Source organism: Xenorhabdus littoralis (assembly GCF_033949345.1).
Taxonomy (GTDB): Bacteria; Pseudomonadota; Gammaproteobacteria; order Enterobacterales; family Enterobacteriaceae; genus Xenorhabdus; species Xenorhabdus littoralis.
The window spans coordinates 105103-116640 of sequence record NZ_VCDP01000035.1 but is presented as its reverse complement, the minus strand read 5'-3'; the positions used below and the strand labels follow the sequence as shown (position 1 = coordinate 116640).

Below are 11538 nucleotides of genomic sequence, written 5' to 3'. Positions count from 1 at the left end.
CTAAAGCCATAAAACAAAAAAGTGATAGAGAATCTTCCTCTATCACTTTCTTCACCATGATCTCGTTTCCTTACTGCCTTATTAATTCAAAGCTCAAGGATATCTTTCACAAACGGGATCGTCAGTTTACGTTGTGCCACAATGGAAGCCCGATCAAGCTCATCCAGCGTTTTAAACAGCGTTTGCATTTCCCTATCGAGCCGTTTCAATACAAAACGCCCTACATCCTCAGGTAATTCAAAGCCCCTTAGTTTTGCCCGCAACTGCAATGCCTGAATTTTTTCGTCATCGGACAAGGGCTGCAATTTGTAAATTTGCCCCCAATCGAGGCGAGATGCCAGATCCGGTAACGTCAGGTTAATCTGTCGTGGAGGACGATCGCCTGTGATCAAAAGACAAGTTCGGCCAATCTCCACAATCCGGTTATAAAGATTGAAAATAGCCATCTCCCATTCTTGATCACCAGCAATGCATTCGATATTGTCGATGCATACCAATGATAAATGCTCCATCCCATCAAGGACTTCAGGAACAAAATAGGCACGTTTATCCAGTGGTACAAACCCTACAGCTTCTTCCTGTTGGGACAATTCGGCACAGGCTGCGTGTAACAAATGACTCTTGCCCCCGCCATCACGGGACCAAAAATAGATATAACTGCCATGTGACTGACTAATGGCTAATTTTATTGCAGCTAATAAGGAAGTATTCTCTCCTGCAAAAAAACTGGCAAATGTTTCATCATCTGGCAAATATAATGGCAATGAAAGCTGCGACGGTGTATTCAGAAGCACCTCAAACAGAATGGATAACGAACGGTGCTAAGTCTACCACAAAACGTCTCTATAAATGAAACGAATGCTTTGTTTAAAACAGCAGGTTATTGCCGAGGCTTATCGTTTCATAAAATGGATAATTTACGACCAGCAGAATAGCGAATTCTTATTTTTTAACTCGCACTCCGATGAGCATTCAATTTAGTATCAAAAAAACGCTTCTTCATAATACTGCCTATTTTTATGATCCATAAACGGCGTATTTTCCAAAGGTTAACTTGTTTATGGAAAATCTATTAAAGTATTAAAATCAGTGTCTATAGATAAAACCGGAGAAATTCACTCATTAACAGATAAGGGTGAAATAATTCCTTATAATATTGGTGAAATAAGTAAAGCTGAACTTCTTTCGATGAGTTATTAAACTTAAAATAAAAGGGCTTTATTCTATAAAGCCCTTTCTGATAAATTTAATTAACGTAATTTATTCGAGTACTTCATTTTTTTTATCATTCTTAATCGATTCGACAGAGGAACTAATATACGGTTCATCTGGACGGACAATACTGATTAATTTGAAAAGCAGACTTAAACCAATGCCAACAACCGTTGCCAATGCCATGCCCTTTAATTCTGCTGTACCAATCTGAATTTTCGCCCCGCTAACACCAATAATCAGGATCACGGAGGTCAGGATCAAGTTCTGTGCCTTACTGTAATCGACTTTCGAATCAATCAAAACGCGAATACCTGATGCGCCAATCACACCATACAACAGCAGAGAAACACCGCCCATAACGGGAACGGGGATCACTTGGATCGCAGCAGCTAATTTACCGACACAAGAAAGCAATATTGCCAGTATCGCAGCACCACCAATCACCCATGTACTATAAACTCGGGTGAGCGCCATAACACCAATGTTCTCACCATAAGTCGTATTCGGTGTTGAGCCAAAGAAACCCGAAAATATCGTTGAGAAACCATTCGCAAACATCGAACGATGCAAACCCGGATTTTGCAGCAAATCTTTCTGAACGATATTTGCTGTCACTACCAGATGCCCAACATGTTCTGCAATGACCACCAACGCGGCAGGTAAAATCGTCATGATGGCAAACCACTCAAAACGCGGGGTATAAAACGTCGGTAATGCAAACCACGGTGCTTCACGTACTGGTGTCAAATCCACAACACCCATGAAGAATGACAACGCATAACCCACCAGCACACCAATCAGAATCGGGATAATCGCCATAAAACCACGGAACATCACCGAACCCAAGATAGTCACACCCAACGTCACCAGGGATATAGTCAGATTGGTCAGATTGACATCCGTGCCTGCCGCCGGACGCAAACCCGCCATATCAGCAGCAACACCCGCTAATTCCAAGCCGATGACCGCAACGATAGCCCCCATCGCCGCAGGTGGGAACATCACATTGATCCAGCCTCTTCCCGCAACTTTAACAATCAGGGCAACCAAACAGAACAAAAAGCCACAAACAATAAACCCGCCCAATGCCAATTCATATCCCAGAGGCAGTAACAACAGCACAGGCGAAATAAACGCAAAACTGGAACCTAAGTAAGCTGGAATTCTCCCTTTGCAAATAACCAGATACAGTAATGTTCCAATGCCGTTGAAGAGCAAAATTGTGGCGGGATTAACTTTAAATAAAATGGGAACCAAAACGGTTGCCCCAAACATGGCAAATAGATGCTGTAAACTTAATGGAATAGTTTGTGCCAGAGAAGGTCTCTCATCTATCCCAATGGTCCGACGGGTCATTACTCATATCCTCTTATCCCTTTACCTTTCAAATTGCTGTTTTGTTGGCAGCACCGCAATTTGAAAGCAATTGGGTATATATCATCTTGCTAGAAACAAAAAAAAGCCGACTTCTCAGTCGGCTGTACATATTATTTAGTACCGAATAGTTTGTCGCCTGCATCCCCTAGGCCAGGGACGATGTATCCATGTTCATTAAGGCGTTCATCGATCGAGGCAGTATAAAGTTCAACATCCGGGTGGGCTTTTTCCAATGCGGCGATACCTTCCGGCGCAGCAACCAAAACCAGAACCTTGATCGCAGGGCAACCCGCCTTCTTCAATAGATCAATAGTGGCAATCATCGAACCACCTGTTGCCAACATTGGATCGACAATCAACGCCATACGTTCATTAATATCGGAAACCAATTTTTGAAAATAAGGCACGGGCTCGAGTGTTTTTTCATCACGATACACGCCAACCACGCTGATCCGCGCACTTGGAATATTTTCCAGCACTCCATCCATCATGCCCAATCCTGCCCGCAGGATTGGCACTACCGTAATTTTCTTTCCTTTAATCTGGTCTATCTCTACCGGACCGCACCATCCTTCGATGGTCACTTTTTCAACTTCTAAGTCAGCAGTTGCTTCATATGTCAGAAGACTACCTACCTCTGAGGCCAATTCACGAAAGCGTTTGGTGCTTATATCATGATCTCGCATCAGGCCAAGTTTATGTCTAACAAGCGGGTGTTTAACCTCAACGATCTTCATGGGGTTCTCCTAATCTAGCCAGCAGATAAAAAAATCGCGGGATTATACCTCCTTTTAGGCATTGTGCCACTATCAATCTATTGACTTTTATCAATCACAAGTGTTTTTCTTCTCTTTTTATCTGACATAAAACCTTTACAAAGCTATCGCAAACGTTTGCTTAGACTGTTAGAATCAACCCCGCTCTGTTTTATTCATTCAAATGTAACCGCCTGGGAGCTACGCAGTGACCAACAAAACCTCTCTTAGCTATAAAGATGCTGGTGTCGATATCGATGCTGGTAATGCCTTAGTCAATCGTATCAAAGGTGTCGTAAAACAGACCCGCCGTCCGGAAGTCATGGGAGGGTTGGGTGGTTTTGGCGCATTATGTGCCCTGCCTCAGAAATATCGTGAACCTATTTTGGTTTCTGGTACTGATGGTGTTGGCACCAAACTGCGTCTGGCCATGGATTTGAAACGCCATGATACCATCGGAATTGATTTGGTCGCTATGTGTGTCAATGATCTGGTTGTTCAGGGCGCTGAGCCACTTTTCTTCCTGGATTACTTTGCCACAGGAAAACTGGATATTGATACCGCATCCAGTGTGATTACCGGTATTGCGGAAGGGTGTAAACAGTCTGGCTGTGCGTTGGTCGGTGGTGAAACAGCCGAAATGCCCGGCATGTATCATGGCGAAGATTATGACGTTGCTGGTTTTTGTGTCGGCGTCGTCGAAAAATCAGAAATTATTGATGGCAGCCAAGTTCAGGTCGGAGATGCACTGATTGCGCTGGCATCCAGTGGACCACACTCCAACGGTTATTCTCTGGTCCGCAAAATCCTCGAAGTGAGCCAGACAAATCCTGAAATGACTGAGCTTGAAGGAAAGTCTCTGGCAGATCATCTGCTTGCTCCAACTCGGATTTATGTTAAATCTGTTCTTGAACTGATTGAAAAAATTGAGGTTCATGCAATTTCACACCTGACGGGTGGCGGCTTTTGGGAAAACATTCCTCGTGTTCTGCCTGAAAATATGCAGGCCAGAATCAATGCTGACAGTTGGCAGTGGCCTGCAATTTTTACATGGTTACAGCAGGCAGGCAATGTCAGTGACCACGAAATGTACCGCACATTTAACTGCGGCGTGGGTATGATTATCGCGCTACCCCAATCTCAGGCAGAACAGGCTATCTCGCATTTAAAAGCGGCTGGTGAACACGCATGGCAGATTGGTTCAATTGCCGGACTCAACGCTGATGAACAACCTGTTGTCATCAGCAAAGGCAAGTCATGAAAAAAATAGTGGTTTTAGTCTCAGGCAATGGCAGTAATCTTCAATCCATCATAGATGCCTGCCAGCAAAACCGGATTAATGGGCATATTTCGGCAGTCTTCAGTAATAATGCTGACGCCTATGGCCTGCAACGTGCTGAACAAGCCGGTATCTCCGCCCATTTTCTCGATCCAAAAGCTTATGCGGATCGCATAAGCTATGATATTGCTTTACTCAAGGCCATTGACCAATATGAACCAGACTTAGTGGTTTTGGCTGGTTACATGAGAATTCTATCGCCTGATTTTGTGCAGCACTATCAGGGGAGGCTACTGAATATCCACCCTTCTCTATTGCCAAAATATCCCGGCCTGCATACTCATCGGAAAGCCATTGAGAATGGTGATAAAGAACATGGTACTTCTATCCATTTTGTTACCGAAGAGTTAGACGGCGGCCCTGTTATTCTGCAAGCCAAAGTCCCCATTTTTGAGGGAGATGAGGAAGAAGATGTTATTAGTCGCATCCAAACCCAGGAGCATACTATTTACCCTCTGGTCATTGGCTGGTTTCTGAATGGGCGTTTGGTGATGGAAGGGAATACCGCGCTAATAGATGGCAAAGTTCTGCCGCCGCAAGGTTATGCATCAGAATAATCCAAGTTACTAAATCTTAACTTACAGCTCAGTATCAGGAAGTTTTATCAAGTCCCTGTATTAAAATGATACTTTGCTGTAAGTTGTCCTTTCGGATTAATTTCTTTTCTGCACCCGCAGAACTTTGGTTATTTAATCATCTAAAAATATTAATCCGAAAATAATTATTTATGTTTCAATAATTAATTACTCGAATATTACTCAATATCAAATATATTTAGAGTGAGACTAATTTATACAATCTCTTAAAAACCCTGAGGTATCCAATGTCCAGTGGTTCAGAAAATCCACTCGTAAATTTACGCCCCCTTGAACGGGAAGATCTCCCTTTTGTCCATCAAATGGATAATAACGCCAGTGTCATGCGCTATTGGTTTGAAGAACCTTATGAAGCCTTTGTGGAATTATGTGATCTCTATGACAAACACATTCATGATCAGAGTGAGCGACGTTTTATCATCGAGAGCCAGAACGCCAAAGTCGGGTTAGTGGAGTTAGTCGAGATTGATTATATCCATCGCCGTGCAGAATTTCAGATTATCATTGCCCCAGCCTATCAAGAACAGGGATATGCTACTCAGGCCGCTAAACTTGCGATGGAATACGCTTTTGCTGTGCTGAATCTTTACAAGCTGTATCTGATTGTTGATAAAGAGAATTCGAAGGCAATTCATGTATACAATAAGTTAGGATTTTATACCGAAGGTGAATTAATCGATGAATTTTTTGTGAACGGCTCTTATCATACAGCCATTCGGATGTGTACTTTCCAATATCACTATTTTGCTAATAAAGCCCGTGAATCCCAGACCAGCATACTGGCCTATTAAATACAGGTCATTGAACGCTAACCAGTAAACTGAATGGAAAACCAATGGAGTAGTAATGTCCCACGATCGCCTCTATACCGAAAAAGAACTCAGCTGGCTCTCTTTCAACGAACGTGTACTTCAGGAAGCGGCTGACAAAAGCAATCCGCTGATTGAAAGAATGAGGTTTTTAGGGATCTACTCCAATAACCTGGATGAGTTTTATAAAGTTCGTTTTGCCGATGTAAAACGTCGCATTCTTATCAGTGAAGTAAGAGGTTCTGCTACCAGTGCCCGCCACTTATTGAAAAAAATTGAGGCTAAAGTCGCGAAAATCGATCAGGAATTCGATGATCTTTATAACGAGCTGCTGCTGGAAATGGCTCGTAATCAGATTTTTTTGATTAATGAGCGACAAATATCCCCGAACCAACAAATCTGGCTGCGACAATATTTCCGACAGTTCTTGCGTCCGCACATTACACCGATTGTCATCAATCCAGAAACCAATCTGGTTGAGTTTTTGAAGGATGATTATACCTATCTGGCCGTTGAAATTATCCGTGGGCAAGAAACGAAATATGCCTTGCTGGAAATTCCATCAGACAAAGTCCCTCGTTTCGTCAATCTGCCTCCTGAAATGCCACGCAGACGCAAGTCCATGATCTTGCTTGATAACATTCTGCGCTATACATTGGATGAAATTTTCAAGGGATTCTTCGATTATGATTCTCTGAACGTCTACTCCATGAAGATGACCCGTGATTCTGAATATGATCTGGCAACAGAAATGGAATCCAGCCTGCTGGAACTGATGTCCTCTACACTGAAACAAAGACTGACAGCAGAGCCGGTACGATTCGTCTATCAGCGTAATATGCCCGATGAAATGGTGGAGTTGCTGCGCAGTAAACTGGGGCTGTCCAATGATGACTCTGTGATTGCCGGTGGCCGCTATCATAATTTTAAAGATTTCATCAAATTCCCCAACGAAGGAAACCGCAACCTCCTGAACAAACCCATGCCACGGCTGCGTCATACTTGGTTCGATCATTTCCGCAATGGTTTCGATGCCATTCGTGAAAAAGACGTGCTGCTTTATTATCCTTATCACACATTTGAACATGTGCTGGAATTGCTGCGGCAGGCCTCTTTCGATCCTAGCGTGATCTCCATCAAGATTAATATCTACCGCGTTGCAAAAGACTCCCGGATTATTGATTCAATGATCCATGCGGCGCATAACGGCAAAAAAGTCACGGTCGTGGTGGAATTACAGGCTCGTTTTGATGAAGAAGCCAATATTCATTGGGCTAAGCGCCTGACGGAAGCAGGCGTTCATGTCATTTTCTCCGCTCCCGGCCTAAAAATTCACGCAAAACTGTTTATCATTTCGCGTCTTGAGGCGGGGGAAATTATCCGTTATGCCCATATTGGTACAGGGAATTTCAATGAAAAAACAGCACGTTTATATACCGATTATTCTCTGTTAACCGCAAAACCTGAAGTCACCAATGAAGTTCGCCGGGTATTTAACTTTATTGAAAATCCTTATCGTCCGGTCACATTTGAGAATTTAATGGTATCCCCCCAAAATTCACGAGCCATGCTCAACCAACTGATTGATCAGGAAATTGAGAATGCCAAAGCAGGTGAATTAGCCAGTATTACCTTAAAAATCAATAACCTTGTGGATAAAGATCTGGTAGATCGCCTGTATGATGCTTCAGAAGCTGGTGTCAAAATTCGTATTCTGGTACGAGGCATGTGTTCTTTGGTTCCCAACCAGTCCGGCTTTAGCGAAAATATTCATGTCACCAGTATTGTCGATCGTTTCCTCGAGCATGATCGCGTTTACGTTTTCACCAATAAAGGCGATGAAAAAGTTTTCCTTTCATCAGCCGACTGGATGACCCGCAATATCGACTATCGCATTGAAGTTGCGGTTTGCTTGCTCGACCCCATGTTAAAACAACAAGTTATTGATATTCTTGAATTGCAGTTCAGTGATACCGTCAAGGCCCGCTATATTGATAAGGAGTTGAGCAATCGCTATATTCCCAGAGGGAATAAGCGTAAAATCCGCGCGCAGCTTGCTGTTTATGATTATCTGAAAAACCTTGAACAACCGGAACCAAGAGCCTGATTTATGCCGTTGAAACACGACAATCCAACACCAAAACCCCAAGAAATTGCCACGATTGATCTGGGTTCCAATAGCTTTCATATGGTAATCGCCCGTATTGTTAATGGCGCACTACAGGTTATTGGACGTTTAAAGAAACGGGTTTATCTTGCTGATGGTTTGAACAGCGAAAATGAGTTAAGCGAAGAAGCCATAAACCGTGGCCTCGCTTGCCTTTCCCTGTTTGCAGAACGATTACAGGGTTTTTCTGCGGATAATGTTTGTCTGGTGGGAACTCATAGCTTACGTGAAGCCACCAACACACAAGAGTTTTTAAAACAGGCAAAAGAAGTTATCCCCTATCCCATTGAAATCATTTCTGGCCATGAAGAAGCACGTCTGATTTTTATGGGCGTTGAACACACTCAACCGGAAAAAGGCCGTAAATTGGTCATTGATATTGGCGGAGGCTCCACAGAATTAGTAATTGGTGAAGATTTCGAACCCTTACTGATTGAAAGCCGCCGTATGGGTTGTGTCAGTTTTGCCCGCCAGTTTTTCCCTGATGGCATAATTAATGAGCAAAACTTCCGTAAAGCCCGCCTTCAGGCGGCACAAAAGCTGGAAAATCTTGTCTGGCAATTTCGAACAAAAGGCTGGGACTTTGCTCTGGGCGCATCCGGGACTATCAAGGCTGTCCACGAACTACTGGTAGAACTGGATGAGAAAGATGGCCTGATTACGCCAGAGCGCCTCAACATGCTGGTGAAGCGTGTTCTTAAATACAAAAACTTCAAATCTCTGGCACTTCCGGGATTGTCCAATGACCGCAAGCAGACTTTTGTGCCCGGCCTTGCAATATTGTGTGGTATTTTCGATGCTCTGCATATTCAGGAATTACGCCTGTCACAGGGTGCGTTGAGGGAAGGTGTACTTTACGAAATGGAAGATCGCTTTCGTCATCAGGACATTCGCCAGCGAACCGCCAAAAGTCTTGCCGAACACTATAATATCGACCGAGAACAAGCCGACCGCGTCTGGATCACCGCCAATACGCTTTACGAACAATGGGCAACACAGAACCCCAAGCGGGTACAGCCGCAACTGGAATCCATCCTTCTGTGGGCTGCCATGCTGCACGAAGTTGGCTTAAGCATCAATTTGAGCGGGTTACAACGTCATTCTGCTTATATTCTGCAACATACTGATTTACCGGGGTTCAACCAAGAACAGCAATCATTGCTGGCAACACTGGTACGCTATCATCGCAAGGCAATTAAGATACACGAGCATCCCCGCTTCTATCTGTTTAAGAAAAAACAGTATCTTCCTATGCTTAAGATATTGCGACTGGCAACATTGCTGAATAATCAACGCCAATCTACCACGACACCACAGACACTAAGATTAGAAACCGACACTGGTCATTGGACACTCTACCTGCCCAAAAACTATTTAACGCAAAATGCCCTCGTACAGCTTGATTTAGAAAAAGAGCAGGATTATTGGGATGATGTCATGGGCTGGAATTTACACATTGAAGAGGAATCGACTTAGCGATATCACTCTATGAAAGAGAAAAAGAAAACTGTTCAGATTACAAAATTAATCCTGCTTATCAGCTTTGTAATTTTATTTGGACGCTTTATCTATTCATTCATTGCGGCATTAGACCATCACCAGCAAACACAACAGCAATCAATGAAGCCGTACAGTAGCTCGAAAAAAGAATATAATAACCAATAGATCTCAAATGTACGGTGATATTATTGTGATCGCCTGTTTTTTGCCCTATTTTCTGCTTTAAAGGTACACCATGTCACAATCGGCCTTTACACCTGATAATACGACTGTTGCCAACCAGCATTCCCAAAAACTGGCACATGTACGTCAACGCCTGCTTTCACTACTCATCCACGATAAGCTATTCGTCGATACATTATTGGGTCAGGCTGATGAACATGCTGCCATCAGTGACGAGCAGTTATTGGAAAAAATCGAGGAAATCAGTGCGCTACTGGTTAGCCTGCATACAGCCGACATTGCGGATATTCTGGAAGCCTTGCCCTATGATGAGCGTCTCGCTTTATGGCGCCTGATCGATAATAGCCAACGTGGTGAGGTTCTGGTAGAAGCTTCCATCCCTATCTGGGATAACCTGATCAAAGATATGTCTGACGTTGAGCTGTTGCGCGCGATTGGTACTCTGCATGTAGATGAACAGGCCTACATAACGGAACACCTTCCGCGTGATACTACGCATCGACTGCTGACTTATCTCGAACCGAGCCAGCGTAACCGTATCCGTGAAGTATTGCAGTATCACAAAGACAGTATCGGTCAGATGATGGATTTTGAATTCATCACCGTGCGAGGCAATATCACACTCCGTACAGTTCAGCGTTTTTTACGTTCCCGAGGCTCTATCCCAGAAGCGACAGATAAGATTTTTGTTATTGATCGTGAAAATCGTCTTCAGGGAGAACTTCCACTCACTACGCTGCTCATCAGTATACCGGATAAGCTGGTTTCCGAAGTGATGAACACGGATACGGTGACTTTCTTGCCTGAGCAAAAAGGCGAAGATGCAGCCAGCGCATTTGAACGTTACGACTTGATTTCTGCCGCCGTGATAGACAATAACGGGCGTTTGATGGGACGTCTGACTGTCGAAGATATCGTTGATACTTTAAGTGAAGAAACTGATACCAATATCCGGCGTATGGGGGGATTGAGTCGTGAAGAAGACGTTTTTGCTCCGGTCGGGCAAGCAGTTAAAACCCGCTGGACATGGCTCGCTATTAACCTGTGCACGGCATTTATTGCGTCGCGGGTGATTGGACTGTTTGAACATACTATTTCCCAGCTTGTTGCTCTTGCAGCCTTGATGCCCATCGTTGCAGGAATTGGGGGCAATACCGGCAACCAGACTATCACGATGATCGTGCGGGCGCTGGCACTCCATCAAATCCAGACAGGCAGTTTTTCTTATCTGATATTAAGGGAACTTGGCGTTGCCCTGATCAACGGCTTTATCTGGGGTGGGATAATGGGCGTCGTCACCTATCTGCTTTATAGTGATCTGGCAATGGGTGGCGTCATGACAATGGCAATGATACTAAACTTGCTGATGGCGGCACTGATGGGTGTATTAATCCCCTTTATTATGATGAAGCTGGGAAGAGATCCCGCGATTGGCTCTAGCGTGATGATTACTGCAATTACGGATACCGGCGGATTTTTTATCTTTTTGGGACTGGCAACCCTGTTCTTGGTCTGAATATTTTTACATTAAGTATATATCCTATGGATTTCTGGTTGCAGCACGACGGCAAGGAAGAGAGCCCCCAGGAACATAGCA

At 43.9% G+C, this 11538-nt stretch carries 9 protein-coding genes; 6 read left to right on the top strand and 3 right to left on the bottom strand.

Annotated features, from left to right (window positions below; translation table 11 throughout):
* Positions 1–86: 86 nt before the first annotated feature.
* The 3 genes from hda to upp form a co-directional block, all read right to left on the bottom strand.
* A complete protein-coding gene (hda, locus tag FE394_RS10795; RefSeq protein ID WP_069315457.1) occupies positions 87–794 on the bottom strand; it encodes a DnaA inactivator Hda in 708 nt (235 codons plus the stop codon).
* Positions 795–1260: 466 nt separating this feature from the next.
* On the bottom strand, positions 1261–2571 hold the full coding sequence (uraA, locus tag FE394_RS10790) for a uracil permease (RefSeq protein WP_319926390.1): 1311 nt from the start codon (positions 2569–2571) through the stop codon (positions 1261–1263).
* Positions 2572–2702: 131 nt separating this feature from the next.
* Positions 2703–3329, bottom strand: coding sequence for a uracil phosphoribosyltransferase (gene upp, locus FE394_RS10785; RefSeq protein ID WP_319926389.1), 627 nt, complete (start codon positions 3327–3329; stop codon positions 2703–2705).
* Positions 3330–3555: 226 nt separating this feature from the next.
* On the opposite strand from upp, the gene purM reads away from it, so the two are divergent.
* From purM to mgtE, 6 genes are all read left to right on the top strand, one after another.
* Positions 3556–4608: a phosphoribosylformylglycinamidine cyclo-ligase gene (purM, locus tag FE394_RS10780; RefSeq protein ID WP_319926388.1), complete on the top strand. Its 1053-nt coding sequence runs from the start codon at positions 3556–3558 to the stop codon at positions 4606–4608.
* Complete coding sequence (purN, locus tag FE394_RS10775; RefSeq protein ID WP_319926387.1) at positions 4605–5243, top strand: phosphoribosylglycinamide formyltransferase; 639 nt, start codon at positions 4605–4607, stop codon at positions 5241–5243. Before purM ends, purN begins: the two co-directional genes overlap by 4 nt.
* A 266-nt stretch (positions 5244–5509) precedes the next feature.
* Positions 5510–6073, top strand: a complete 564-nt coding sequence (speG, locus tag FE394_RS10770) for a spermidine N1-acetyltransferase (RefSeq protein WP_319926386.1) — start codon at positions 5510–5512, stop codon at positions 6071–6073.
* 55 nt (positions 6074–6128) lie between these two features.
* The gene (ppk1, locus tag FE394_RS10765) at positions 6129–8198 is read left to right on the top strand and encodes a polyphosphate kinase 1 (protein WP_319926385.1); all 2070 of its coding nucleotides are present in this window, start codon (positions 6129–6131) and stop codon (positions 8196–8198) included.
* A 3-nt stretch (positions 8199–8201) separates the two neighbouring features.
* Complete coding sequence (ppx, locus tag FE394_RS10760; RefSeq protein WP_319926384.1) at positions 8202–9734, top strand: exopolyphosphatase; 1533 nt, start codon at positions 8202–8204, stop codon at positions 9732–9734.
* Between the two features lie 259 nt (positions 9735–9993).
* Complete coding sequence (gene mgtE / locus FE394_RS10755) at positions 9994–11457, top strand: magnesium transporter (protein WP_319926383.1); 1464 nt, start codon at positions 9994–9996, stop codon at positions 11455–11457.
* Positions 11458–11538: the final 81 nt, after the last annotated feature.